General features: G+C 54.8%; 24 protein-coding genes and 1 pseudogene. 16 read left to right on the forward strand and 9 right to left on the reverse strand.

Annotation, left to right across the window (positions count from 1 at the left end):
• A pseudogene (locus tag ACNKIB_RS03790) lies at positions 1–299 on the forward strand (transposase); the annotation flags it as partial.
• Here ACNKIB_RS03790 and ACNKIB_RS03795 read toward each other — a convergent pair.
• The 3 genes from ACNKIB_RS03795 to ACNKIB_RS03805 form a co-directional block, all read right to left on the reverse strand.
• Positions 194–688, reverse strand: coding sequence for a hypothetical protein (locus ACNKIB_RS03795; protein WP_417909241.1), 495 nt, complete (start codon positions 686–688; stop codon positions 194–196). The pseudogene ACNKIB_RS03790 and the gene ACNKIB_RS03795 sit on opposite strands and share 106 nt — an antisense overlap.
• Before the next feature lie 18 nt (positions 689–706).
• Positions 707–910 carry a hypothetical protein gene (locus ACNKIB_RS03800; RefSeq protein WP_417909218.1) on the reverse strand — a complete coding sequence of 68 codons (204 nt, stop codon included), beginning with the start codon at positions 908–910 and terminating at the stop codon, positions 707–709.
• A gap of 72 nt (positions 911–982) precedes the next feature.
• The gene (locus ACNKIB_RS03805; protein WP_417909219.1) at positions 983–1,633 is read right to left on the reverse strand and encodes a hypothetical protein; all 651 of its coding nucleotides are present in this window, start codon (positions 1,631–1,633) and stop codon (positions 983–985) included.
• A gap of 409 nt (positions 1,634–2,042) precedes the next feature.
• On the opposite strand from ACNKIB_RS03805, the gene ACNKIB_RS03810 reads away from it, so the two are divergent.
• The 9 genes from ACNKIB_RS03810 to ACNKIB_RS03850 all read left to right on the forward strand — a co-directional run bounded on the left by ACNKIB_RS03810 (position 2,043) and on the right by ACNKIB_RS03850 (position 11,360).
• Positions 2,043–3,143: a C1 family peptidase gene (locus tag ACNKIB_RS03810; protein WP_417909220.1), complete on the forward strand. Its 1,101-nt coding sequence runs from the start codon at positions 2,043–2,045 to the stop codon at positions 3,141–3,143.
• Positions 3,144–3,866: 723 nt separating this feature from the next.
• The gene (locus tag ACNKIB_RS03815) at positions 3,867–4,640 is read left to right on the forward strand and encodes a TerC family protein (protein ID WP_417909221.1); all 774 of its coding nucleotides are present in this window, start codon (positions 3,867–3,869) and stop codon (positions 4,638–4,640) included.
• Entirely contained in the window at positions 4,637–5,200 is a 564-nt protein-coding gene (locus ACNKIB_RS03820; protein ID WP_417909222.1) for a manganese efflux pump MntP family protein, read from the forward strand. The genes ACNKIB_RS03815 and ACNKIB_RS03820 overlap by 4 nt, the downstream gene beginning before the upstream one ends.
• A 39-nt stretch (positions 5,201–5,239) precedes the next feature.
• Positions 5,240–6,163 (forward strand): glycosyltransferase family 2 protein, encoded by a 924-nt coding sequence (locus ACNKIB_RS03825; RefSeq protein WP_417909223.1) that lies wholly within the window; start codon positions 5,240–5,242, stop codon positions 6,161–6,163.
• A 519-nt stretch (positions 6,164–6,682) separates the two neighbouring features.
• Positions 6,683–7,708, forward strand: a complete 1,026-nt coding sequence (locus tag ACNKIB_RS03830; RefSeq protein ID WP_417909224.1) for a rod shape-determining protein — start codon at positions 6,683–6,685, stop codon at positions 7,706–7,708.
• Positions 7,709–7,773: 65 nt separating this feature from the next.
• Positions 7,774–8,643 carry a rod shape-determining protein MreC gene (gene mreC / locus ACNKIB_RS03835; protein WP_417909225.1) on the forward strand — a complete coding sequence of 290 codons (870 nt, stop codon included), beginning with the start codon at positions 7,774–7,776 and terminating at the stop codon, positions 8,641–8,643.
• A gap of 9 nt (positions 8,644–8,652) precedes the next feature.
• Positions 8,653–9,195 carry a hypothetical protein gene (locus ACNKIB_RS03840; protein ID WP_417909226.1) on the forward strand — a complete coding sequence of 181 codons (543 nt, stop codon included), beginning with the start codon at positions 8,653–8,655 and terminating at the stop codon, positions 9,193–9,195.
• A complete protein-coding gene (mrdA, locus tag ACNKIB_RS03845; RefSeq protein ID WP_417909227.1) occupies positions 9,192–11,177 on the forward strand; it encodes a penicillin-binding protein 2 in 1,986 nt (661 codons plus the stop codon). Before ACNKIB_RS03840 ends, mrdA begins: the two co-directional genes overlap by 4 nt.
• A gap of 30 nt (positions 11,178–11,207) precedes the next feature.
• On the forward strand, positions 11,208–11,360 hold the full coding sequence (locus tag ACNKIB_RS03850) for a hypothetical protein (protein WP_417909228.1): 153 nt from the start codon (positions 11,208–11,210) through the stop codon (positions 11,358–11,360).
• Positions 11,361–11,420: 60 nt separating this feature from the next.
• On the opposite strand, the gene ACNKIB_RS03855 is transcribed toward ACNKIB_RS03850, so the two are convergent.
• The gene (locus tag ACNKIB_RS03855; RefSeq protein ID WP_417909229.1) at positions 11,421–11,612 is read right to left on the reverse strand and encodes a hypothetical protein; all 192 of its coding nucleotides are present in this window, start codon (positions 11,610–11,612) and stop codon (positions 11,421–11,423) included.
• A gap of 45 nt (positions 11,613–11,657) precedes the next feature.
• On the opposite strand from ACNKIB_RS03855, the gene rodA reads away from it, so the two are divergent.
• Together rodA and ACNKIB_RS03865 are read left to right on the forward strand one after the other, a co-directional pair.
• Positions 11,658–12,770 carry a rod shape-determining protein RodA gene (rodA, locus tag ACNKIB_RS03860; RefSeq protein WP_417909230.1) on the forward strand — a complete coding sequence of 371 codons (1,113 nt, stop codon included), beginning with the start codon at positions 11,658–11,660 and terminating at the stop codon, positions 12,768–12,770.
• Positions 12,771–12,806: 36 nt separating this feature from the next.
• Positions 12,807–15,305 carry a hypothetical protein gene (locus ACNKIB_RS03865; RefSeq protein WP_417909231.1) on the forward strand — a complete coding sequence of 833 codons (2,499 nt, stop codon included), beginning with the start codon at positions 12,807–12,809 and terminating at the stop codon, positions 15,303–15,305.
• 63 nt (positions 15,306–15,368) lie between these two features.
• Here the strand turns inward: ACNKIB_RS03865 and ACNKIB_RS03870 are convergent, their stop codons facing one another.
• Together ACNKIB_RS03870 and ACNKIB_RS03875 are read right to left on the reverse strand one after the other, a co-directional pair.
• Positions 15,369–15,665, reverse strand: coding sequence for an isoamylase early set domain-containing protein (locus ACNKIB_RS03870; protein ID WP_417909232.1), 297 nt, complete (start codon positions 15,663–15,665; stop codon positions 15,369–15,371).
• Between the two features lie 167 nt (positions 15,666–15,832).
• Complete coding sequence (locus ACNKIB_RS03875; protein WP_417909233.1) at positions 15,833–16,918, reverse strand: hypothetical protein; 1,086 nt, start codon at positions 16,916–16,918, stop codon at positions 15,833–15,835.
• Positions 16,919–17,230: 312 nt separating this feature from the next.
• Between ACNKIB_RS03875 and ACNKIB_RS03880 the strand changes: the two genes are divergently transcribed.
• Both ACNKIB_RS03880 and ACNKIB_RS03885 read left to right on the forward strand, forming a co-directional pair.
• A complete protein-coding gene (locus ACNKIB_RS03880; protein ID WP_417909234.1) occupies positions 17,231–18,484 on the forward strand; it encodes an FG-GAP repeat protein in 1,254 nt (417 codons plus the stop codon).
• A gap of 320 nt (positions 18,485–18,804) precedes the next feature.
• Positions 18,805–19,977 carry a hypothetical protein gene (locus ACNKIB_RS03885; protein WP_417909235.1) on the forward strand — a complete coding sequence of 391 codons (1,173 nt, stop codon included), beginning with the start codon at positions 18,805–18,807 and terminating at the stop codon, positions 19,975–19,977.
• A gap of 43 nt (positions 19,978–20,020) precedes the next feature.
• Here ACNKIB_RS03885 and ACNKIB_RS03890 read toward each other — a convergent pair whose 3' ends face one another.
• Entirely contained in the window at positions 20,021–21,082 is a 1,062-nt protein-coding gene (locus ACNKIB_RS03890; RefSeq protein ID WP_417909236.1) for a DUF4469 domain-containing protein, read from the reverse strand.
• 408 nt (positions 21,083–21,490) lie between these two features.
• On the opposite strand from ACNKIB_RS03890, the gene ACNKIB_RS03895 reads away from it, so the two are divergent.
• Complete coding sequence (locus ACNKIB_RS03895; protein ID WP_417909237.1) at positions 21,491–22,900, forward strand: thrombospondin type 3 repeat-containing protein; 1,410 nt, start codon at positions 21,491–21,493, stop codon at positions 22,898–22,900.
• A gap of 87 nt (positions 22,901–22,987) precedes the next feature.
• Here ACNKIB_RS03895 and hisD read toward each other — a convergent pair whose 3' ends face one another.
• On the reverse strand, positions 22,988–24,283 hold the full coding sequence (gene hisD, locus ACNKIB_RS03900; RefSeq protein WP_417909238.1) for a histidinol dehydrogenase: 1,296 nt from the start codon (positions 24,281–24,283) through the stop codon (positions 22,988–22,990).
• Between the two features lie 9 nt (positions 24,284–24,292).
• Positions 24,293–24,421 carry a hypothetical protein gene (locus ACNKIB_RS03905; RefSeq protein WP_417909239.1) on the reverse strand — a complete coding sequence of 43 codons (129 nt, stop codon included), beginning with the start codon at positions 24,419–24,421 and terminating at the stop codon, positions 24,293–24,295.
• 169 nt (positions 24,422–24,590) lie between these two features.
• Here ACNKIB_RS03905 and ACNKIB_RS03910 point away from each other — a divergent pair, with 169 nt between their 5' ends.
• Positions 24,591–25,529: a DUF4268 domain-containing protein gene (locus tag ACNKIB_RS03910; protein WP_417909240.1), complete on the forward strand. Its 939-nt coding sequence runs from the start codon at positions 24,591–24,593 to the stop codon at positions 25,527–25,529.
• The last annotated feature ends 271 nt before the right edge of the window (positions 25,530–25,800 follow it).

Raw genomic sequence — 25,800 nt, forward strand, 5'->3', positions numbered from 1 at the left:
ATCAGCGGCAAGCCCGACAAACTCATCGGCGACAAAGCCTATGACAGCGACAGCCTTGACGCGGAACTTCTGAAAAAGCATGGGGTTGAAATGATCGCCCCGCACCGCCGCAACAGGACTCAGCCAAAAACTCAGGACGGAAGCTCAGGCGGTATAAACGCCGCTGGAAAGTTGAACGGCTTTTCGCCTGGCTTCAAAACTTCAGGCGGCTGGTTGTTCGATATGACCGACATGCTGACAATTTCTTGGCTTTTTTACTGCTCGCCTGTTCAGTTATTCTGCTTCGGTTTTTGAGATAGGTTGAAGTCAGTTCATGCAGCACACCCGACATATCCAGCGCGCTGCGCATCGCCCAGTAATTCAGCATTTTGTCCATCTTCGCGTGGCCGAGAACCGCAAAAACGCGGGCCGGTTCCTGCACCCATTCATTGAACAGCGCAGGCTGCCGCTCTTCAGTCTTCATCGCCTCGCGCAGGGATTTTCCGTTCAGCGACTTGGGCCGGTGATTCACCAGCAGCTCGATAAACTGCGGCAAGGCTTCCTCAACAGCGGCAATCACGCCGCGCCGTTCCGCATCCAGCTCCGCCAGCGGGTAAAACGATTCCCACATTTCGGCGATGCCCTGCCACTGCGGATGCGGATCGTCCAAATTCAGGCGGAAGACAAAGGGTCTCGGCAGGCTGACCACGCCGATCAGTCCCAGCGTCTAAACCACGCCCACCCGCGCAATTGACCAAAAATCCGCCAGTATTTCGGAAATCCAGCGATCAAAAAGCTGCCACGTCTGCGCATCGCCGCTTCGTTTGCCCTGCTCATGCAGCACGGGCCGCAGGGACGGAATCAGCCCCAGCAGTACCGAGCCTTGATGCCCGACCTCATGCACCAAGGACGAGGCGATGCCGCTTCCCACTGCTCAAACTGCTCGGACTCCGCTTCGGCTTCCGCTCTGCCGTGATCAATATCGTGCATGACGTGCTCCTTGTTACAGGCTGATAAGAATTTTATTGCCCTTCCGCACCCATTGACCAGTCACGACCGGCCCGGTCATGGTCATACGGCGGGTTTTCCGTGCCCCGGCAGCAGATTTTTTCCCAGCCATCAGACCAGGGGCGTGCTTTGTCATCGCAGCAGTTACAGCCTGTTTGGCGGCAATCGCTGGATCAACATTTGCAGGTGCGGCCAGCGCGTTTTTAGTGGCTTCACCGCACATGCGAACAAACTGCTTAGCACCTTCAAATTCCTGATCTTCAGCTTCCAGCATTTCCATCTCCATCGCATTGGCGGCAAATGAGGCAACGCCTTTGCCAATTTTTGCTCCAAGCGGCCCGCCAAAAAATCCGCCCGCTACAGTACCTGCTATCGGCAAGAACTTCTTAGCCGCGCCTTTAAGAAAGCCACCGATCTTTTTCCCTATCGGGGAACGCACAAACTTCTTGATGCCGCTGCCCACTTTTTTGATCAGTTTCCCTAAAAACTGATCAAGCTCGGCCTCAGAGTTGATCTCCAGCAGCTCGCCTGCCAGCTCCATCAGCTCCGCCTCGCTGAAGACCTCGCCTTCGCCGCTCCATTCAGAATCCTCAAACTCGAAATTCTCAAATTCCAGTTCCTGGCCGTATTCCAATGCGCCTTCCATGCTGCCTACTCCTTTTCAAGGGATTAACGTTAACTGCGAAAACTTTCTGCATCGGAGTAATGCAAATCCTGTGCCAGCGGAGGAATCAGCTTAACTGGCTGTTTTGTTGGGATGTGCTTAAACGAGGAGGCGAAGCGGGCTTCGTTTTACTCACAGCCCTGCCTGATGCAGCGAAACCTACTTCGGAGAGATTGGGCAAAGAAAAAGTTCCCTCATGGCTTCTGCGATACGGAGCCGCCGCGCAATCTGGCCAAAAGCGTGACGGTGGAGTGAGAGAATATGCCGCTGTGGCACTGGCGAAAACACAGCGGCATGAAAAGATGCTATTGACTTTTTGTATTGAAAGAACTAAAGAGACGGGTAGGTATTTTTTGGTAATTGCTTAATCTCTAAAAAAGGAGTGTTGATCATGCCAGCATTTAATGCCGTAAAGCCGTATCGTATACTGTTATCACCCGTCGTTTTTTCGCAAGAGAATCAACCCCAAGTAGATTTACGTCCGACCATTCAATCACTCAATCTAACGATACGCAATCAAGGGGTACGCGGCACCTGTTCTGTTTTTGCCATGACGTTTCTGCTTGAATATATGTATGGCACTCGACTGGCTATGCCTGTAGCTGATCTCTCTGAAGAATACCTAAACTATGCGGCGAATCTTGTCAGTGGTGTTAATAATGATGGAGATTTTTTTCACAATATCGATGCAGGCTACCAAGCATGGGGTATTGTTTCTGAAACAGCGGTTCCTTATCAAGAAGGAACCGCTGTTAGTAATATTGCACAAAATATTCTTGACTCTGGAAAAAGATGGGTTCGATTTAAGGCAGTTTTTATCAAGCCGTGGGACAGTAGTAAAGGTGCTGCTCAGAGTCAGCTTGATCAAACTCTTAAATTTTTAGATCAAAACATACCTGTCGCCTTTGGAGGTTGGTGGTTTAAAGAGGAAAAGTGGCGTACCTCTATAATTAAGGGAGTAGAAGTTATGGACGTGCCGCCAGTCAGTCAGAAGTATGACGTATTGGCCGACGGTCACTCTGTTGCTTTGGTTGGGTATCGGAAAGATGCTGCGTTTCCTGGAGGCGGTTATTTTGTCTTTCGTAATAGCTGGAATGGTTGGGGCGATAACGGCTATGGGTACATGCCGTTTGCCTATACTCTTAATTATGCTAATGATCTTATAGCATACACTACCAAAGACATCGTTGCAAAGCGTATTGGGAAGCAGGCCATTGTCGCGCAAAAGGAGAAGCTCGACATTTTCGTGGCGGACCAAACAGGAATAATCCATGAAGCAGTTTGGCAGAAGAATGTCTTTGGTGGCAACTGGCGGGGATGGTGGTCAATATTAAACGGCAAAACAAGAGCAGAACCACCTTCTGCCGTGGCACGCGATCAAAACAAGCTGGATGTCTTCGTTGTCGGTACTGACGGCGGAATCTACACGGCGGCTTGGGATAGAAATGTTGACAGCGGCAACTGGCGAGGATGGTGGCGCATCCGTTGCTAATTCCAGAAAATCCCCCCGGGATCTACCGGGGACTTCCAAAGTTTGTCTTTCATTTTCTCATAGAAAGCGTGACCGTGGAGTGAGGCAAGAAAATCCGCTGCGTTCTTGGGCAGGACGCAGCGGATTGCGCTGCAAAACCGGCTGGCTCCGGCTGAAAGCCCGCAGCGGCAGCTAAAAACGTGCTTGCATTGCCCTGATTTAAATTAAAATCAAAGCGTTTTCGACTTAAATCAGGTCAATATCAACTTAAATCGGGGCGTTTTCGATTGAAATCGCCCTGTTTTCGATTTGAATTGACACGATTCCTGCTGGAATCAACCTGATTCCAATTGGAATCGGCCCGTTTCCAATTGACATTGCCCTGTTTCCAGTTGGAATTGACACGATTCCAATCGAAAACGCTCCAATTCCAGTTGACTTTAGCCCGATTCCAATCGACATTGACACGATTCCAATTGGAATCAGGGTAAAACAAGCGTGATCCGCCTCAATTGAAACGAGTTTCCTTCCAGCGCAGGCGACGGAAAAATGAAATGATTCAAAAGAGCTGTCGTGAACGCGCTCAAACAGCCCTTCCTGCGGGCAGAGCGGATGCCTCAGGCTAGGTGAAAAAAAAATCCTGCAAGAGGTCTATGATGATATTGACTTCTGAGTCGGCGGCTGGATATGCTGGAACGACTGCGCCCGAACACTCATCTGAAAAAAATCTAAAGGAGTTAAAAAATGCATTGGCTCGCCGACCCTCAAGCCTGGATCGCTTTTCTCACCCTCGTCCTCCTCGAACTCGTCCTCGGCGTGGACAACGTGATCTTCATTTCCATACTGGCTGGTAAACTCCCGCCTCACGAGCAGGCGCGTGCGCGGACAACCGGCATCATGCTGGCCATTGGCACGCGCATCCTGCTGCTACTCTCGCTCTCTTGGATCATCGGCCTCACGGAGCCGATCTTCTCAGTCCTCAGTTATCCAATCTCCGGGCGCGATCTTATCCTGATCATCGGTGGTCTCTTCCTGATCGGCAAAAGCACCCACGAAATCCATGAAAAACTGGAGGGCGAGGAGGAGCACGTCGCCAGCAACGGGCAGAAAAGAAACGGGCCGTCCTTTGCCAGCGTGATTATCCAGATCCTCCTGCTTGACGTGGTCTTTTCGCTCGATTCCGTCATCACCGCAGTGGGTATGGTTGACCAACTGGCCGTGATGATCGCCGCCGTTATCGTTTCAGCCTGCGCAATGGTCTTTCTGGCCGGAACCATCAGCAATTTCGTCAACCATCATCCCACCGTCAAAATGCTGGCACTCAGCTTCCTCCTCCTAATCGGCTTTACGTTGATCGTTGAGGGCCTGCATCAGCACATTCCCAAAGGCTACATCTACTTTGCTATGGCCTTCTCGGTCTTTGTCGAGATGCTCAACCTGCGCCTGAAGAAAATCGGCAGAACACCGGTGCAGTTGCGCACGGCCTACACCAGCGAAGCCGACAACCAGGCGAAGTGAGTTTCCTTGAAATCGTTGTCATTGCCTGTGGCTTGGCAATGGATGCAGCGGCAGTCTCCTTGGCTGCCGCTGCCGCAGGCTTTGTCCAGGATGTCCGCTCCTCCTGCCGCCTCGCCTTTCATTTTGGCCTGTTTCAGTTTCTCATGCCCGTGCTTGGCTGGCTGGCCGGAGTCAGTTTCGCCGTTTACTTCGCTGCCGTTGACCACTGGATCGCCTTTGGCCTGCTCGCTTTTGTCGGCGGCAGGATGTTGTGGAACGGCTTTAGCCAGGAACAGGAAGAAGAAAGCATTGCCAATGACCCTTCACGCGGCCTGACCTTAGTGCTCTTGAGTCTGGCCACGAGTATTGATGCCTTAGCTATCGGTCTCAGTCTTTCTATGCTGGAGGTGACGATTTGGTATCCAGCAGCCATGATCGGTATCATCACCGCCCTGCTTTCCGCCCTCGCGATCATGATTGGCAAGAAAGTAGGGACGCAGGTCGGCAAACGGATGGAGATGCTTGGCGGCGCAGTCCTCGTTGCGATAGGCGTGAAGATTTTAGTGGAGCATCTCCTGTAGAAAAAGAAGTGCCAACAGCCTGATTAACCCAAAGGAAGAATGAGCAACAATCCCTTAATCTCTGTCATCATCCCGGCCTACAACCATGAACGGTTCATTGGGCCGGCCATTGATTCTGTTCTCAACCAAACCTATCCACATCTTGAGCTGATCATCATTGATGACGGCTCTCAAGACGGGACTGGCAAGGTAGCGCAGAGCTATACAGATCCCCGCTTGTCGTATTATCATCAAACCAATCAAGATGCTTACAACACCATCAATCGTGGCCTGAGTTTGGCCAAAGGTGATTACGTGAGCATTCTCAATTCCGACGACATTTACACCCTTGATCGCTTGGAAAAGCTGCTGGCCAAGCAGCAAGAGACGCAGGCAGCCTGTTTATTCACGGATGTCATTCCAATTTCCGACGCAGGCGAGGTGTTTGCTGACCCGAATTTCGGCTGGAATCTCTGGCATCGCAAGAACCGGGCTTGGTATTTTCAATGTAACGATCTGCTCACCGCCTTTCTCAAGGGCAACTTCATGGTCACGACCTCTAATCTCTTTATGACCGCTGAAGCAATGCAGACCGTGGGCAAATTTGCCGCTCTCCGCTACTTGCACGACTATGATTATATCTTTCGGATGCTGTTGGCCTTTCCTGGCCAGGTCCAGTATGTCGATGACCAGAAGTTGCTCTATTATCGCATCCACAGTGGCAACACCCTCAGCGAGGCAGCAGTCACTGGCCGCTTGCAAGACTTAGAAGTGATCAAGAAATATCTGCTTGCGGCCCTACCTGAGCAGTGGCGAGGCCTTGTCGATGCAGGAACAGAGCGATTGCTGGAGCTGCGAGATGAATTGGAACAGGTGCGAGGGGAACTGGCTGGCCGCGCCGAACCTTGCGTCCGGGAACGGTTGCAGTTACTGTTGGCGGCAATCAAATACAAGCTCAAAAAGAAGCTGGCTGGCCGATTTTAGGAGCAGTGCGCCTCGTTTGGAAAGGAGTTATACTCGGCAAAACTCCTTTGCTGCCGACTAAAACTCCTTTCCTAGTCGGCCAAAATTCTTTCCTAATCGGCAAAACTCCTCTGTTACCAAGCCGAACTGCTTAGTAAGCGAACAAGAAAGGAATAGTAACTCAGGGGGATGCGAAAAATACTACAACAGAAGAAACCGGTTCGCTCTCCGCTGAGAAGAAACCGGTTCGCTCTCCGCTGAGAAGAAACCGGTTCGCTCTCCGCTGAGAAGAAACCGGTTCGCTCTCCGCTGCAATCTGCTTGTTGACTTCTGGAAGAGGTCTTGAGAGTGGCTCCTGTTAACAAGGAGCATCAAGATGAAATCATAGTCTTTTTTATATAAAGAAATTTGCATTGCCAGTTTTCAGCCGTGCTGGTAAACTGAATCTGCCCTGTATCTGACGCGGCCACGGATTGCCTAGTGGCTCCAGCGGAGCTTTATTTTTTTAGATAGAACGACTTTTTCCCCAGGTGAAACCGGATGTTTTCTCCGTTGAATTTTCTTTTCGGCTGGATGTCCAGCGATCTTGCGATTGATCTCGGCACAGCAAACACGGTTCTGTACGTCAAAGGCAAGGGTATTGTCCTGCGGGAGCCTTCCGTGGTTGCGGTGCGCGGGGGCAGAGTGCTGGCTGTGGGCACAGAGGCCAAGGAAATGCTGGGCAAAACGCCGGGCAACATCGAGGCTATTCGACCAATGAAGGACGGGGTCATTGCTGACTTTGAAGTTTGCGAGGCCATGCTCCGCTATTTCATCAACAAAGTGCATAATCGCCGGACGCTGGTACACCCTCGGATCATCATCTCCGTGCCATCTGGCATCACTCAGGTAGAAAAGCGAGCTGTGCGCGAGTCTGCTGAGTCTGCTGGTGCCCGCGAGGTGTATTTGATCGAAGAGCCGATGGCCGCAGCTATTGGCGCAGACATGCCGATCACCGAACCGACTGCCAACATGGTTATTGATATCGGCGGCGGTACAACCGAGGTGGCGGTGATCTCGCTGGCTGGCATAGTCTATGCCAAGTCGGTGCGGGTAGCGGGCGACAAAATGGACGCATCCATCCTTCAGTACATCAAGCGCAAGCACAATCTGGCTATCGGCGAACGCACGGCAGAACAGATTAAAATATCCATCGGCAACGTGATGCCCAGCGAGCCGTATGAGACGATGGAAATCAAAGGCCGCGATCTAGTTTCCGGGGTGCCCAAGACTATCACCATCCGTTCCGACGAAATTCAGTCGGCTATTGCCGAACAGATTGAGGTTATTGTCGATGCCGTCCGGTTGGCTTTGGAAGCCACGCCGCCGGAGCTGTCTGCGGATATCGTGGATCAGGGCATTGTCCTCACCGGTGGCGGCGCATTGCTGAAGAATCTCGACAAGCTGCTGGCACAGGAAACTGGAATGCCGATCATCGTTGCTGACGACCCCCTTTCCTCGGTCGTGCTGGGATCAGGCAAAACCCTCGACAACTTCGAAATCCTCAAGGAAATTGCCATTGACTGAGCATAGCAGCACGGCGGCTTTCATCCTGCCGTTTTGCTCACCTTGCCCGCCGTTGTTCCGCGTAGATGCAGAGAAATAACCGCAACAGGAGGCAGCAGGACGGCTTTCGGCCAGTATTACTGGGAGGAGCCGTTCTGGCCCTTCTGCTGATTTTCCTCGTCTTTATCTTTGGCAGCCAAGAGTTCGGGCCGGTTTACAGGTTGCTTTTAGATGTGGCTGGGCCGCTCCAGAAGGGAGCCAGTTATCTTTCTTCGCCCTTCCGTTCGGTCCGAGAGAAATACCTCGACCTGCTCACTGTCCGGGAGGAAAAGGAGCGCCTGCTTGAGGAATTGCAGAAATGCCGTGCTGCCGCCTATGCCAACCGGGGCGCAGCAGCCCTCAATGCCCGTTTGCGCAAGCTGCTGGAGTTCAAGGAGTCATCCGGTCTGCCTACGGTCACAGCTCGGATCGTTGGCAAAGATCCCTCACCATGGTTCCGCAGCGTGATTATCGACCGTGGCCTCAGCGATGGTGTCGATAAGGGAATGCCGGTAGTCACTGGCGAGGGCATCGTCGGTCAGGTCTATGCCGCTTCCTCTGGTTACGCCAAAGTCCTGCTTGCCATCTCTCCTTCCAGCGCAATTGACGTGCTGCTCCAAGACTCGCGGGTGCGGGGTATCCTTAAAGGCACTGGCGGTAATGCCTACCGGCTGGAATACATTCTTAAGACGGTTGAGGTTGCGAAAGGGGACCACGTGGTGACAGCAGGCTATGGCGGCATGTTTCCACCTGGCCTGCCAGTGGGCATTGTCTCGGAGGTCACTCGCAATCGACGGGGCATGTTTCTGGAGATTGAGGTGGTGCCTGCGGTCGATTTCAGCACCTTGGAGAATCTGCTGGTGATCGAGCAGAAGAAAAAGGAGTTCCGTCCGCAGCCGGAAGCTGGATATCCCTAAGCCGGACTCATGCTGACTCTCGTCTTCATCTTGGTGGGCCTGCTACTGGCCGCTATCCAGACCACACTCCTCATGCCTGGCCCGCTCTGGTTAGTTGCCCCGGATCTGTATTACATTCTGGTCGCCTATGCTGCCTGCCAGTTCAGCCTCTGCCAGGGCATCCTTATCCTGCTGCCAGTCAGTTGCGTGATGGACGTGTATTCCGGCACCGTGACCGGTTTGCATCCGGCCCTTTGCTGCTGCGGCTGGCTGCTGCTCAAATTCATGACCGTCAAGATGCCGGTGCGCAGACCACTCTACCAACTGCCATTGGTTGCGGCGAGCTACCTACTCGTTTCTTGGCTGACCTACCTGTTGCTGGGTGTCCTCCAAGAGGAGGAGGTACTCTGGTCATGGCCTCTGATGCTGTTCCGGGCCAGCTTGGTGCTGCTGTTTTCCTATCCGCTCTTTCGTTGCTTTGATTTCCTGAATTTCAAACTGCGCGGCAGATTCACCTTTACTAAGACCAAGGGCGCAGGCAACCAGTTTCGTCAGGATGGAAACCTGCAATGAGCCAGGTCAACCGGAGACGGCGGAGCAGAGCCGAGGAGGCTGCCCGCAGCAACGACGAGAGCAAGACTGTTATCAGTCACATCAATCAAGGGGAGCTGGATTTCTATCGCCGCCGGGCTATGCATGGCTCGGTAGTGCTGCTTTTCTTCTTCGCAGCATTGGTCGCTCGGCTCTGGTATCTCCAAATTCAGCAGGGAGATCAATATGCGCAAATGGCCCAGAATAACCGGGTGCGTTCAGTGGATATCGCTGCGCCCCGTGGCAATATTTTAGACCGAAAAGGGCGGGAGATCGTCACTAACCGGCCTTCCTTTAACGTAGTCTGGGTACGCGAGAACAATCGCATCGACGAGGAGCTGATCAAGAAGGTCGCTGGAATTCTCGGCGTGGATACCTCGGAACTGCTGGCCCGTATCCGCAAGATGGCCAGCACACCCGGCCATATTCCCATCCGATTGGCAGAGAATCTGGCCTGGGATCAGGTCGCCTTCATTGAAAGCAACCGCATGGACATGCCTGGCATCAAGATAGAAGTGGTGCCGCAGCGGGTCTATCATTATGGCAATCTGGCTTCGCACATGATCGGCTATCTGGCTGAAATCAGCAAGGAGGATCTGACAGAGGCGGAAGCTGATGTGTATCGTCCTGGCGACATGATGGGCAAGATGGGCTTAGAGCGGTTGCGAGAAAAAGATCTGCGCGGCGAAAAAGGCCGAGACTACATGGAGGTGAACTCCCTTGGCTTTGAGCAGCGCAATCTGAAGGGTCTAGAGCCGCTACCAGGCAGTGATATCCAGCTTACCCTGGATGTTGATCTCCAGCAAGCAGCGGAAAAGATCATGATGGATGAGAGTAAGTCCGGGGCTGTAGTGGCTGTGGAAGTGAACACAGGCCGCTTGCTCTTAGTTGCCAGCTCGCCCGTGCTTGATCTGAGCAAGTTTGTCGGCGGCATCTCGAAAAAGAACTGGGACGAGATGCTCAACAACCCTCTGCATCCTCTAATCAACAAGACCGTGCAGGGCCAGTATCCGCCTGCCTCAACCTACAAGATCGTGACGGCCCTGGCTGGCTTGGCTGAAGGCATCATCACCCCAGAGAGCACGGTCTGGTGTCCAGGTTCCTATCGCTTTGGCAACCGCAGCTACCGGTGCTGGAAGTACAAGGGCGGGCATGGCACAGTCAATTTGAAACGGGCCATCTCTGAATCCTGTGACGTGTATTTTTATCACGTTGGCCAGCGGCTGGGTGTGAATCGACTCGCCAATTACGCCGGTCATCTCGGCTTAGGCCGGAAGACTGGCGTGGAGATTGAGCATGAAAAGCCTGGCCTAATCCCCACCTCAGACTGGAAACTGAAAAAATACGGCAAGCCGTGGCAAGACGGCGAAACCCTGTCCATAGCTATCGGCCAGGGCTTTAATCTGGTCACGCCGCTCCAGCTGGCGATGATGACTGCTGCCGTAGCTAACGGTGGCCGACTCTACAAGCCCAGCATTATCGAGACCGTGCGGGACCCTGACGGGCATATTGTTGAGCATTTTAAGGCAACAGAGTTGGACCACTTCGTTATTCAGGAGCGCACTCTCAACATCCTCAAAGAGGGGCTGGTTGAGGCCGTCAACGGTCGTCGTGGGACAGCCACCAAAGCCAAGCTCAACGGCATCACAGTCGCAGGGAAGACCGGAACCGCCCAAGTAGTGCGAATCAAACAGTACAAGCATCTGAAGGAAGAGGAGATTCCCTACAAATACCGCGATCACGCCTGGTTTACCTGCTTTGCGCCAGCAGAAAAGCCGGAGATTGCTGTCACGGTACTGGTTGAGCACGGACTGCACGGCGGCTCGGCGGCAGCCCCCATTGCCAAGGCGGTGTTAGAAAAATATTTCGCCGACCGCCTGCCCAAACCAGAGGAGGTTAGCACCGCTGTCCTGCAAGGAACCGTGCCTGCCAATCCAGCCCCTTCTGCTGGCGCAGGCGATTAAGAGGTCTCCTGCATACGTCAACACGAAGGATTGACAGTAAGGTGCAATCAGGTTGTAGCGAAACATGAACCATTTTCTCCTGATCTGCTCCCTTGCTTATTTGCCAAGGAGTTTGGCTCGGCCAGAAAGGAGTTGTATTCGGCAAAAGAGGAGTTCGGCTTGGCCAAACTGCTTTCCTGTTGAGCCGCAAAGGAGTTTTGCCGATTAAAACTCCTTTCCTACTCGGCAAGATTCCTTTCTGGCTTACCAGAATTCCTTTGCTAGTCGGCCAAACTCCTTTTCTGCCGAGTACAACTCCTGTGCAAGTTGGCAGAACTCCTCTTTGGCCAAGCCAAACTCCTTTGCCAGTGAGTAAGCAAAGAGCCTTAACTCAGGGAAATGCGAAAGAAAATAGTGCAACAGCAGAAACCGGTTCGCTCTTTGCTTCAACCTCATTGTTGATTTCTGCAAGAGATCTCATTTTTACTTCCTTTCGTTACTATGCTCCGCTTTGACCGCCGCGTTCTCTACAACTTCGACTGGGTAACGGTGTTGCTGCTCGCCCTAATTTCCATCATGGCCCTGGCCAGCCTGTTTAGCTCAACCTGGAACGGTGGGCCTGGGCCGTCACCGCTTTTTATCAAGCAGCTCTATTTTTTCCTCTTCGGATATGCTTTAATTCTCCTGATCCTCAGCGTTGACTACAGCGAGCTGGAGATGCTGGCCTATGTGGGTTACGGCGTGGTCTGCCTGCTGCTGGTTTATACCAAGCTGTTTGTGAAAAGCGTGGCTGGCAGTCAGCGCTGGATTGATCTTGGCTTTTTCAAACTCCAGCCGTCAGAGCCGACTAAGCTGGTCTTGGTGCTGATCTTGGCAAGCTGCTTTGCCCGGCTCGAGGCAGAAGAGGAGGGCTACGGCCTGCGCGACCTGATCCGGCCTGTGACCCTGACTGCTGTCCCTTTTCTCCTGATCGTGATTCAGCCAGATTTGGGCACCGCACTGATGTTGGCCTTCGTGTTTGTCTCCATGACCCTGTTCTCTCGGCTGCGCTGGCCAGCCTTGGCATCTCTTGGCATTACTGGTCTCATTACCGTGGTCTTAGGATGGCTATACGGCCTTAAGCCCTACCAGCGCCGCCGGATTGAGACCTTTCTCAATCCAGAAAGCGACCCCATGAATCATGGCTATCAGATCAAGCAATCTAAAATCGCGGTGGGCAGTGGTCACTTCTTTGGCAAAGGCTTTATGGAAGGCACGCAAGGGCATCTCAACTTTCTGCCAGAGCGGCACACCGACTTTGCCTTTGCTGTCTGGTGCGAGGAACTGGGCTTTGTCGGCTCGGTGTTTTATCTACTTTGCTATTTTCTCCTGCTGCTCTGGGGAATCAACATTGCCCTTTCTGCCCGCGATAAGTTTGGTGTCTATCTCGCCTTTGGCATTGTCATGCTGATCTTCTGGCAGGCCACAGTCAACCTGTTCATGATCACGGGGATGCTGCCTGTAGTCGGCGTACCGCTGCCGATGTTCAGCTACGGCGGTTCCTCGCTCCTGACTAATCTGGCTGCTGTTGGCATCTTGATGAACATCCGTATGCGACGCTTCCAGAAACGATAGCTCTACCGCAACAACCTTCTCTTTTTTGAATCTGTCATGCTTGAACACCGTTCCTGCCGTTTGCTGCCGCTCTTGTCTGCGCTAGCTCTGCTCTCCTTGCCGTCGTCTGCCTTGCCTGCTGAACCACCACAGCCAGCAGCAGTACCTGCACCGAATGTGCCAACGGTGTCGAACGACGTGGTTTTACAAAACACCCTGGCTGCGTTTGCCAAACTGCCTGGCCTGGCTCCTCAAGAGCTGGAATACGGCAAAAACGCGATCAAAGGCCTGGATTACAACGCCCAACGGGCAATACGCCGCTTTAGTTTGTTACCTGGAGCCAGCTTTGCCTTGAGCAGACCGCTGCTGACAGATCTGGCACAGAACAAGCTCTCGTTTGAACAGCTCTTGGCCTTTGAGCAATGGACAAGCCTCAACGGCGCAAATATGTCGCAGGCAGTAGTAGTTCTGCCTGGCTTGCGGGCAATGCGCCGCGAGGCCCTCAAAACCTTTCGGGCCTGCATCAGCATGAATGGCATGGACGCTGGCTTGGCTTTACGGCTGATTCCGCAGCTTAATGCCATGAGTGACGACAGTAGCATGACGGCCCGCCAGCTCTTTGCCATCCGAGGCATGGATGTCCGCCAGGGTTTGGCCAGTCTTGCCACGATCCAAAAGTTTAACCGGAAGCAGGCATGGGCCTTTACCTCGCTTGCTGCCGGGCTAGACATGACTCCTGACACGGCTATCGCGGCCCTGCCGCTGATCTCCTCACTGCGCGACGAGGATGCCTGGAATTTTCAGTTCTTCCTCAAGCGGATCAAGCCTGATCGCAACACAGCCTGGACTTGGTTGACGCGTTATTTCAGTCAGCCAGTACCTGTCCAGGAAGCCATGCACTATAGCATGAGTGCCTTGAACCGTTCGGCCTTGCTCGAAGCACTGTATCATGCTGGAGAGGAGATTGTCTGGCGGATTAACAACCTTCATGCTGTGACCAACGAATACGGCATCGAGTATTCGCAGGCCCAGCTTGCAAGCATGGGCGCGGCACAGCTGCAAGAGTTGTTTGACAAGCTGTCCAGAACCACCAGAGCCAACTACGGCGGTAGTTTTGCCGCTGCCCGGCAGGCAGGCAACCGAGGCAAAATGATTAGCGTACTGCGCCAGGCCACTACTGCTGACCGCAGCCAGGTTGGCAAGGATCTGACTTCAGCCAACATCTATGCTCTGCTGGCGCAAGGTAGTGAGTTGTACGATTCATCCTTCCGCGACATTCTCGTGCCGATCTTAAAGGCGCGGGTCAGCGGAATGCACCGGGATAACCTACTGGTCTTTCTCCGGGCCACTGATCCTGGCAACATTCTGGTGTCCAGCTTCATCGTCAGCTTGGCGCAAAAGGGCAAGCTGACCGACTTCTTCCCCACAGACGCGGCAGAGCAGCAGCGGATTCTGGAACTGGTCGCCTCTTCTGCCTTTAAAGATGAGGATTCCATCCTCCTCTTCTCTGCTACCTTCCGCTATTTGCTCACGGTGTTGGAGCCATCGTCCCGGCATTTTCTCATTCAGAAGATGGTGGTCGCGGACAACGGTAGAGGCAGCTTTAGCAAACTGATCACGGTCATTCTCCAATACTATCTCCAGGAATACCAGGATCTCCTCAGCCCAGAATCAACGGTGCTGATCCAGCAAACCATTGCTCGTAACGGGGCGGTCGATATCAGACGCTACTTGGTCACGCCTTTTCAGCAGTGGAAGCAGGACAACCAGCTTGGTTCGCTGTCTATCTTCCATCCTGACGACGATGGCCGCAGTTCCTTTGTCTCCAACGCCCAGACGTTAAGCAAGAACGGCTATCGCTTGCAGCTCTCTGATCAATACACCTTTGCCGAGAGTGTTGGCGAGCAACAGCGGTTTGCCGACATCGTGGCGCGACTGGGCAGCAGCGGCAGTTTTGCCGCCCTGTTCGAGGCGATGCGCCGGGAGCCGTTCTCTGCGGCCTTTGTCAAACAGGTGAACGGGATTCTCATCCGCCATTCCGTGCATGTGTATGGGGACCAGGAGAGCCAAAAGCAGGTGATGCACCGCTTCCTCAAAGGCGGCGACGAGATGCTGGCCCAACGCGGCCATTCCTACTGGCGTTCTGAGCAAATCACTGACCCGATCAAGCAGCTCCAGGAGGGCAAGCAGATTGCTGACCAGGATTTGACTGCCCGGCAGCGCTTTCTCAGCCTTGGCTCTTGCGGTGGCGTGAAGGTCTATACCAAATTGACCCGGCTCTTCCTCGGTCGCATCGATATCCTCGCCACCATCGGCACAGGCCAGGCGATGATCAACGACCCCTACAACCTGCACTTCTTTGAGATCGTTGCCAACAACGCCTCTAATATGAGTTGGGAAGATTTAGCGCGGAAGACCGACTTCATCTTTTCAGGAGGGCGGGGGCAAGACTACCTACAGCCTGGTTGCTTGACTGCCATTCTCCATAAAATTCTCGATGAAGACATGCAGCGGCAGGGGATCAAGCCAAAGCAGGATGCAGAAGATCTGTGGTAGGCAGGGCAAGGGGAGGTGGCGCAGTTCGTCCCCTCCCTCCCCTGAGGCACTGTGTTGGCAGGGCTAGATGACCAGCACCGAATTGTCTTCCCCGAATTCGTTCCGCACGTACTTGTCTGCTTCTGGGTCATTCACCCAGTGCTGACCATCCAACACATAGCGGAAGGAGTATTCCCGACCCGCATCAAGGGTGAGCGTGACAGAGAACTCACCGCTTTTCAGCTGCGTCATCGGCGTTTCTGTTACAGACCAACCATTGAATTCACCCGCCAACGCCACAGAGCCAAGCTGCTCGCTGTTGGGATAATGAAAAGTGACCCGGCACTTCTTGCCAGTGGCAGTATAGTTTTTCTTCAGCATATATTCTCCCTTTTTCAGCAGTACGGACAAGATGAAATGCCTCCCTCAGGGCGGCTGTCCTCTCTTGTTATACGCGCAGAGCCTGGGTGTCTGCAAGAGGTAAGTACCACCTGTTGCAGATTAGTAGGGGCAATTCATGAATTACCCCTACCGCACTACCGCTTCCCTCACGTTATCACCAGCACATCCACCAATCTACAGTTGTAAGTATTGCGCAGCATGTCCTTCAGGGCAGCGTACTCAAGCACGTGGATATCCAGGGTAGTAACTGGCGAACCGGCAAAGCCTTGCAGGGTGATGTCGCCATTCGCAGTGACGGTTATGGCTGCGCCTGCCGCCCCACCCTCGGTCATATCTAGCAGGTTAAAGCGCAGGCAGTCTGCTTGGAGATCTAAGATCACCTGAATGCGCAGGGTTGCCTCGCCGGAAGCAGTGCCACCAGTGACGGTGACATAGGCAGTATCCTCTGCGCCAGTCAGGATACCAGTCTCTTGCCCTGGGTCTAAAGTCGGTATGACCAAGGGGGTGCGCAGCATTTGCGCATAGGTGCCGGTGCGCAGCGTACCATGCTCGCTATACCGGGTGCTTACCGAGACCTTGTACTCGTTATTCCAGGGAAAGGGCTGGCTAGGAATATTAGGAATGATGGTGATCTCACCATCTTCGATCTTACCAAAGCGTGTCTGCACTGTCCGCCCACCTGCTGTACCTTCGAGCACACACTCACCTGCACCCGCCTGTTTGCGGTCAAAGTAGAGATTGTTGCCGTTCAGCTGGAGCAGCCCTTGCGGGTTCAGCACATCCTTCAGATCCAGCACCGTGTCTTTGGCCGCACTGATCAGCGGTAGCTTCTTCTCCATTGGCAGGCGTTCGAGGCGGGCGGCCTGGCGCACAGCGGCGATAAAGGCTGGGGCCGCATAAACGCGCACTTGCAGGCATTCCTCCAGCGGCGGCGGCGGGTCGTCCGGGTTGTCCAAGCGGCCAGTGAGACTGATGGTGGTGGTAAAGGCGTTCTCCTCAACCACTGGCTCTCCGTTGATTAAGTGCCACTGAATCAGCTCCTTGCGGGAGTTGAGAATCGTCCGCACCGCCTCCTCGTTGAAGTTGGGATTGGCCTCAGCGATCTCAGCTATCAGCTTTGCGTCGCCGACCGTGCCGTGCGGCATGAACAGCAGCCGGTACGACTGCGGGGTGGTGAGCGCGTTGACTTCGGGCCGCCACTCGATTGCCGCCGTCTCTTTGTTTGTCGCCATCTCCTTCCTCCTGTTCCGTTCAACTGACTGACATAACTGCGTGAACATTCCTGCAGCCCAGCGTAGCCACTGGCTGGGCCGCTGTCAACAGTTTTTTTCCTCAACCCCCACTCTAGTGGCGATAGCAACGGTACTAGAGTGGCAGCTGTCTCGCCACTAGAGTGGCAGCGAAAGAGCAATCAGGAAACGAACTGCCTTGGCCGCTCTTTCTCTGTTTGACATTGACGGTTTAATTGGTATTCTGAGCGGCGTACGCTGCACGGCATTCTGCCGACGGTGCTTGAACAGAATCCTTTAACAGTGAGAAGCGACATGAGAAGGGCGAGATTCAGCGAACTCAGAGCAGCCATTGAGAAAGCCGCCGGTGATCCGGCTGCGGTGCGGAAGCTGCTGGCGGAAGACGGTGCTGCCGGTGATATGTTCGGCGAAAGAGTGGCTGTGGATGACGATATAGCGGTCATCGGGGCGTATAGTGATGATGACAACGGGAAAGATTTCGGTTCGGCGTATGTGTTTGCGCGTGCTACTGACGGCACATGGAGCCAGCAGGCGAAGCTGACCGCTGCTGACGGCGCGGCGGATGCCATATTCGGCTGGAGCGTGGCGGTGGACGGCGGCACAGCGGTCATCGGGACTTGGCGCGATGGTGACAAGGGCCGCTTTGCCGGCGCGGTGTATGTCTTTGTCCGCGCTGCTAATGGCACGTGGAGCCAGCAGGCCAAGCTCACTGCCGAAGACGGAGACGCTGGAAACTGGTTTGGCTGGAGCGTGGCGGTGGACGGCGGTACAGCGGTCATCGGGGCTGCTGGAAGATCTAATTCAGCGTATGTCTTTGTCCGCGCTGCTAATGGCACGTGGAGCCAGCAGGCCAAGCTCACCGGCGAAGGCGGCTCAGAGTTGGATTCTTTCGGCAACAGCGTGGCTGTGGACGGAGACACGGCGGTCATCGGGGTGGAGGGAGATGCTGTCAATGGCATCAGGTCCGGTTCGGCGTATGTCTTTGTCCGTGCCGCTGACGGCACATGGAGCCAACAGGCCAAACTCACTGCCGAAGACGGTACAGAGTGGGATCTGTTCGGCGGCAGCGTGGCCGTGAGCGGTGGCACAGCGGTCATAGGGGCGCGTCATGATGTAGGAGGTAATGGTTATGTTGACGGCTCGGCGTATGTGTTTGCCCGTGCTGCTGACGGCACATGGAGCCAGCAGGTCAAGCTCACCACCCCAGACCCTGTTTTTTTGGCCAACGACGCTTTCGGCTCGAGCGTGGCGGTGGACGGCGGTACAGCGGTCATCACGGTGGTAGGCTCTAGTTATGATGGCAGGGGGGAGAAGTCCGGCGCGGCGTATGTGTTCGTCCGTGCTGCTAATGGCACGTGGAGCAAGCAGGCAAAACTGACCGCCTCGGACGAAGCTACTGACGACCAGTTCGGCCATTCCGTGTCTATATCTGGGGACACAGTGCTCATCGGGGCGTATGGAGATGATGACAGGGGGGAGAATTCCGGTTCTGCATACGTGTTCGTGCGTGCTGCGGACGGCACATGGAGCCAGCAGGCGGCTGTGTGAGCGGTTCCTTCTGCGCAAATGATGTGATGCGGCAAGGCAGGGCGGAGCCACGCGACTCCGCCCTTTTGTTTTATTGCTCCTCCCCCAGCATCCTAATCAGCACCGTTGCCGCAGAGCAGACACCGTATCCAGGGCTGGCAATCCCCCACAGCTCCGCCCGCCCCTTCCCCCTCTCCTCTTCCTCCTTTGTCTTTCACCACATCCGCAATCCTCCCGCAGCAGCCGAAACTGCTTGTTTCACCAGCATGAATTCAGATAGAATTCAAACAGGAGACAGAATGACCTAAACTACCCCGTAGTATTGCTGCAAGGAGGAAACTATGATGAACTATCTGAAGTGCCTACTGACAGTAGCTGCACTGACCGTATATGCCGCGAGCCAGGCCCAGGCCGACTGGGTGCAGGTCGGCCAGCCTGGCTTTTCCCCAGGCCAGGCCTTATTTATAGACCTTGCCGTAGACAGCAACGACATCCCCTACGTCGCCTATAAAGACTATGCCAACACCGACAAAGCCATCGTTATGCGTTTTGATGGGACGAACTGGGTGCAGGTCGGCAATGAGGGGTTCTCCGCTGGTGAAGTCTGGGACACTAAGCTTGCTATAGACAAAAACGGCACGCCGTACATTGCCTATGTGGACGGAGCCAACGGTTACAGGTCCAGCGTGATGCGCTTTGACGGGACGAACTGGGTGCAGGTCGGCGAAGCGGGATTCTCCCCAGCATATGTAGCGTATTTGGACTTTACCCTTGATGCCAACGGCACGCCCTATATCACCTATACGGACTCGGCTAACGGCAACAGGATCAGTGTGATGCGCTTTGACGGGACAGACTGGGTACAGGTCGGCGAAGCGGGATTCTCCGCAGGCCTAACACAGGACAAAAGGCTTGCCATAGACCACAGCGGCACACCTTATGTTGCCTATATGGACTGGGATGGGATAGATGGAGATAGTGCCAAGATCAACGCCATGCGCTTTGATGGGACAAACTGGATGCAGGTCGGCAAGGCAGGGTTCGCCCCGTCAGCGGTTCCAGCTAGCCTTGCTATAGACCGTAGAGGCACGCCCTATCTCGCCTATGCTGACGGCATGAATGGCGGCAAGGCCAGCGTGATGCGCTTTGACGGGACAAACTGGGTGCGGATCGGCAAGGCTGGCTTCTCCCCAGGTCAGGCCTTAAACATCGATATGGCCTTGGATCGCAGCGGGAGGCCGCATGTCGCTTATGTGAACGGTGATCTGCATGGCCCCAGCAGTTGGAAAGCCAGTGCCATGCAGTTCAACGGGCGGAGCTGGGTGCAGATCGGCAAAGCTGGATTCTCAGCAGGCGAGGCATACGAAACCAGCCTTGCCATAGACAGCCGCAGCACGCACTATGTCGCCTATAAAGACTATGCCAACGATGGCAGGATCAGCGTGATGAAGTTTGTTTCTCAACGCAGCAGCACTCCGCCTTGCAAGGGATTGGACTGCCCAATCCGCAATTAGCAGATGCCAGGGGCGGTTTGCAACCCCGCCCTTCCTCCTCCCCTCACTGCACTACCAGCACATCCACCAATCTGCAATTGTAAGTATTGCGCAGCATGTCCTTCAGGGCAGCATACTCCAGCACCCGGATATCCAGGGTAGTAACTGGCGAACCCGCAAAGCCTGGCAGGGTGATGTCGCCGTTCGTGGTTACGGTTATGGCTGCGCCCGCTAGCCCACCTTCGGTCATATCTAGCAGATTAAAGCGCAGGCAGTCTGCTTGGAGATCCAGGATGACCTGAATGCGCAGGGTTGCCTCGCCGGAAGCAGTGCCACCAGTGACGGTGACATAGGCAGTATCATCTGCGCCAGTCAGGATGCCAGTCTCTTGCCCTGGCTCTAAAGTCGCTATGACCAAGGGCGTGCGCAGCAGGTGTTTGTAAATGCCGGTGCGCGGCGAGCCGTGCTCGGTGTAGCGGGTGGTGACGGACAACCGATACTCGTTGTTCCACGGGTCGAGCTGGCTAGGCACATCCGGCATAAGGATGATCTCGCTGTTGGTGGCCATGCCGATCCGGCTTTGCACTGCGCTGCCGCTGCGGGTGCCTTCGATCAAGCAGCGCGAGGCCGGGTCGTTGCGGTCAAAGGCGAGATTGCTGCCTGTGATGCGGAGCATTCCGTCCGAGCGCAGCACGTCACGCAGGCCGAGCACTGTGTCTTCCGCTGCCGTGATCACCGGGGCCTTCTCGGTCGCAGCCAGCCGGTCGGTCTGCGCCTTCTGGCAGAAGTCCTCAACAAAGGGAGCCGAGACGCGGACATTGAGGTGCAGGCAGTCCTTCAGCGGCGGCAGCGGGTCATCCGGGTTGTCCAACCGGCCCGCGAAGGAGGGGAACCAAGTGCAGCAGCCCTCTTTCGTCACCTGCTCGCCATCAAGCAGCCGGGCCATGAACGCCTCGTCCTCGGCATTGAGGATGGTCAGGATGTCGGCCTTGCTGAAGTTGGGATGGCGCAGGGCGATATCCGCCGCGATCTCCGCGCGGCCCGCCGAGCCACGCGGCACAAAGCGGACAGTGTAGGACGGCGGCGTGGTCAGCTGATTCTCCTCGACTTTGTACTGGATGGACATAGCAGTTCTCCGTGAAGGTTAGGGCAGGTGATGGCAAGATGCTGATGCCGGACACATCAGTATAAAGAGCCGCGCACTTTTTAACAAGCAGACAGTGCGCTGAAGTACCAGCATGGTGACACTGAGGGAGTCACCATGGTGATACCTGGCGAATCAGCATGGTGACTCGGCGGGTATCACCATGCTGGTACCGGGCGAGTCACCATGGTGACACCCTACCGCCGCCGTAGGTTGGGGTGAATGCGGCGGGATTCTTTGGCCTACTGTCTGATGCAAGGAAAGAGGAAGGCACGGTCGGCTTCTCCACAAAACCGCTTGTATTCTCAGAAGGATGGTGGCAAAGTTACGTTGCAATACATCTCCGCCTGCTGCCCAGGCCCATCGTATCATTCTTACAAGGAGGACAGAATGAGAGCACTGTTGAAGCATGTACTTTTCTTGATAGCGCTGCTGGTGGCTGGCACGGCCCATGCTAGTTTGCAGCAGGTGGGCAAGGTTGGCTTCTCCCCTGGCGAGGCTTTTTATATCAGCCTGGCGATAGACAGCAGCGGTACGCCCTATGTCGCCTATTCGGACGGAAGCAAAAACAGTAAGACCAGCGTAATGAAGTTCAACGGCACGAGCTGGGAGCAGGTGGGCAAGGCAGGCTTCTCCCCTTGCATAGCCTCTTACACCAGTCTAGCCATAGACAGTAGCGGCACACCCTATGTTGCCTATAGAGACGCAGCCAACGGCAGCAAGGCCAGCGTGATGCGGTTCAATGGCACAAGCTGGGAACAGGTGGGCAAGGCAGGCTTCTCCCCTGGCATAGCCTCTTACACCAGTCTAGCCATAGACAGTAGCGGCACACCCTATGTTGCCTATAGAGACGCAGCCAACGGCAACAAGGCCAGCGTGATGCGGTTCAATGGCACGAGCTGGGAGCAAGTGGGCAAGGCAGGCTTCTCCCCTGGCGGGGTCGAGGACATCAGCCTAGTGATAAACAGCAGTGGCACACCCTATGTCGCCTATTCGGACGTGGCTAACGGCAACAAGGCTAGTGTGATGCGGTTCAACGGGACAAACTGGGAGCAAGTGGGGGCAGCAGATTTTTCCCCTGACGTAGCCTATTACACTAGCCTGGCCATAAATAGCAGCGGCACGCCCTATGTCGCCTATAGGGATATGGCCAACTCCGGCGAGGCCAGCGTGATGCGGTTCAACGGCGCAAGCTGGGAGCAGGTAGGCGAAGCGGGCTTTTCCTCCCCTGGTTGTGCCTCTTCCACTAGCCTGGCGATAGACAGCAGCGGTACGCCCTATCTCGCCTATAGGGACGGCTCCGACGGCAAGGCTAGCATGATGCGGTTCAACGGCACAAACTGGGAAAAGGCGGGTAAAGACCGCTTCTCCTCTGGCGATGTCTGGTTCATCAGCTTGGCCATAGACAGCAGCGACATGCTCTATCTCGCCTATATGGACGAGGCCAATGGTGATAAGGCCAGTGTGATGAAGTTTGTCTATGATACTGATGGCGATGGCATTGCTGATGATGCGGACAACTGCCCGCTGGCCGCCAATCCTGGTCAGGAGGACACAGATGGCGACGGCGCGGGCGATACATGCGACAACTGTCTGCTTGTCGCCAATGCCAACCAGAAGGACACAGACAGGGACGGCACAGGTGATGCCTGCGACCTGGATGACGACAATGATGGCGTGCCGGATGCCACAGACAACTGCTCGCTCATCGCCAACCCTGATCAGAAGGACAGCGACAACGACGGCAGGGGCGATGCCTGCGACATGAACCTGGATCCTATCTACAAGCTGCTGCTGTAGAGATAGCCCCGTAGGGGCAGGCCCCTGTGCCTGCCCTGCAAGCAAGAGGGCGAACACAGGGGTTCGCCCTTACGTTTAGCCAGCATCCTACCTCTTCCTCACCGCATTCGCATGCGCCGGAAAGCCCTCGTAGTCGGCAAACTGCATGGCCACGTCCTTCAGGCTGTCGTAGCCCTGCTTGGACATGTAGCCAATGGACGAGCGTTTGAGGAAGTCAAAGACCGTGACACAGGAGAAGGTGCGGGCAAAGCCGCCGGTCGGCAGGATGGCGTTCACGCCGAGGGCGTAGTTGCCGACCGTGATCGGCGTGTGCTGGCCGAGCAGTATCTCGCCCGCATTGCGGATCTGCGCCAGTAGCAGCATCGGCTCGGCGGTCAGCACCTCCAGATGCTCCGGGGCGAAGTCGTTGACAAAGGCGATGGACTCCGCCAAGTCTTTGCTGAGGACTATGCCGCCGTAGTTGCCGAGCACAGTCGTGCAGAACTCCCGCCGCTTCTCCGGCAGATCAGCAATCAAGTCCGGCAGCAGAGCCTTCACCTTGTCCGCCAGCTCGCGTGCGTGCGTGACTAAGAGGGCGGTGGAGTCCGGGCCATGTTCAGCCTCAATCAGCAGGTCAAGGGCGGCGATGCGCGGGTCAGCCTGCTCGTCGCAGAGGATGATGGATTCGCTGGGGCCAGCGGGCGTGCCCACGTCAATGCGGCCATAGAGCAGCCGCTTGGCCGCCGACACATAGGCGTTGCCAGGCCCGATCACCTTGTCCGCCTTCTTCACCGTCTCGGTGCCGAAAGCCAAGGCGGCAATGGCCTGCGCCCCGCCGACTTTGTACACCGTCTTGATGCCGCAGACTCTGGCTGTAAAGAGCGAGGCATCATCCACTGTGCCTTCAGGCGTGGGCGGGGTGCAGATGACGATCTCCGGCACGCCCGCAATCACCGCCGGAATGCCGAGCATGAGCATGACCGAGGGGAAGGAGCCTTTGCCGCGCGGCACGTACAGGCCCACCGAAGTGATCGGCGTGATCTTCTCGCCCGCAAGGATGCCCTCGCTGATCTCAGTGAACCACATCTCCTCCGGCATCTGCGCCTGATGGAACTTGCGGATGTTGACCGCTGCCCGCTCGATCACCGCTTTGATCTCCGGCTCCAAGTTGCGTTCGGCCCGCTCGAACTCCGCCTCAGTCACCTGAATGGCTGTGGGGTCAAGCGTCACCTTGTCAAACTTGGCGCAGAACTCGACCAGTGCTTGATCGCCGCGCTCCTGCACCGCCTTGATGATGGGCCGCACAGTCTCCTGAAAGCCCTCGATGTCCAGCTCGGAGCGGCGCAGGATTCTCGCCTTGTCTGCGGCGGTGAGTGTGTTCAGATCGTAGGTGTTGATGTGCATGGTGTTCCTTTATCGTTGCTGCCGGAGATAGTCTGCATAGACATCGGCAAAGTGTTTGGTCTGCGCCAAGATGCCCACTTCATGCTTCTCCGGTGAGAGGGTGGAGAGTATGCGGAAGCATGATACTGCTTCAGGCAAAACTAAAGCGCAGCAGAAGGTTTGTCAATGGGATTGTTGCGGTGCTGCGGGGAGAACTTCTTGCAGGGTGCTAAGGAGGGAGGTATGTTGGGGATGCACGAATGTTGGAGTTCTGTAGAAACTATAGAACCACTTGTTTGTTAGGCATATTTCTAAGAAAGGAGAATAAATGGAATTCGGAACGATTCAAAATGTCTCGCTGCGCGATGCGTGGCCTGGTGAAGCCACACATTTCACGCCATGGCTCGCACAGAACCTCGGAGTGCTTGCAGATAAGCTCGGAATGGATCTGGAGTTGGAATCCACAGAAGCATCAGCCGGTGACTTTTCAGCAGATATCATTGCGAGAGACCTTTCCACGAACAAGTTAGTGGTTATTGAGAACCAATTCGGTACTACTGATCACAAGCATCTTGGACAGTTGATCACCTACTCTTCAGTCCTAAATGCAGGTGTGGTGGTCTGGATAGCAGAGACAATTCGGCCTGAGCATAAGTCTGCGATGGATTTTCTGAATCAAAATCTCCGCGAAAGTTTGCGTCTCTACGCTGTGGAAGCATCGATTATCCGTATTGACGATTCTAAACATGCCTTTGTACTCAATGTTGTGTCATTGCCGACCGAGGCACCAGTTCTAGCTGGGGAAAACAGTCAGCAGACATCGGAGACTAAGGAAAGATATCGCACCTTCTTTCAAGGACTAATTGATGAACTCAGAGAGCGGCATCGTTTTACAAATGCACGAGCTGGGCAGCCTCAGAATTGGTATACGTTCTCCTCAGAGAATTCTAAGATATTTAAATATAGCACTAGCTTTGCTCAAGGTGGGAGAGTTAGAGTCGAAGTATATATCGATACAGGTGATAAGACTAAAAATGAACATGTCTTCGACTGCTTGGCAGAACAGCGGGAAGCAATAGAAGCCCAATTCGGGGCTTTAACTTGGGAACGTCTGGATACCAAGAGGGCATGTCGTATAGCTGTCTATCGAGACGGGGGCATTGATGATGAATCTGAAATACTCGTGGAAATCAAGAGCTGGATCGTCAAGAATTTGCTCCTCTTCAAGAAAGTGTTTCCAGAATACATCAATAGGTGTACAGCGTAACCGGTACTGTATCAGGGTTAGTTTTGCAGGACTGGAGATTTCAATGCACGGCACTAGTTAACCTAACTATGGAGAGCAAGGCACTCCCCCAACCTCTCCAGCCGAGGAAGCCAAAAGAGACACTACGGTGTCTCCCTCAAGAGATACCATAATGACTCCATAGGAGTCAGCAGAGTATCTCATATAGAGTCATTAGAGTGTCTCCACCAGAGTCACTCTAATGACTCCACTGGAGTCAGCCTAGTGACTCCACCAGAGTCAGCGTAGTGTC

Source organism: Candidatus Electronema sp. PJ, assembly GCF_048287395.1.
GTDB lineage: Bacteria > Desulfobacterota > Desulfobulbia > Desulfobulbales > Desulfobulbaceae > Electronema.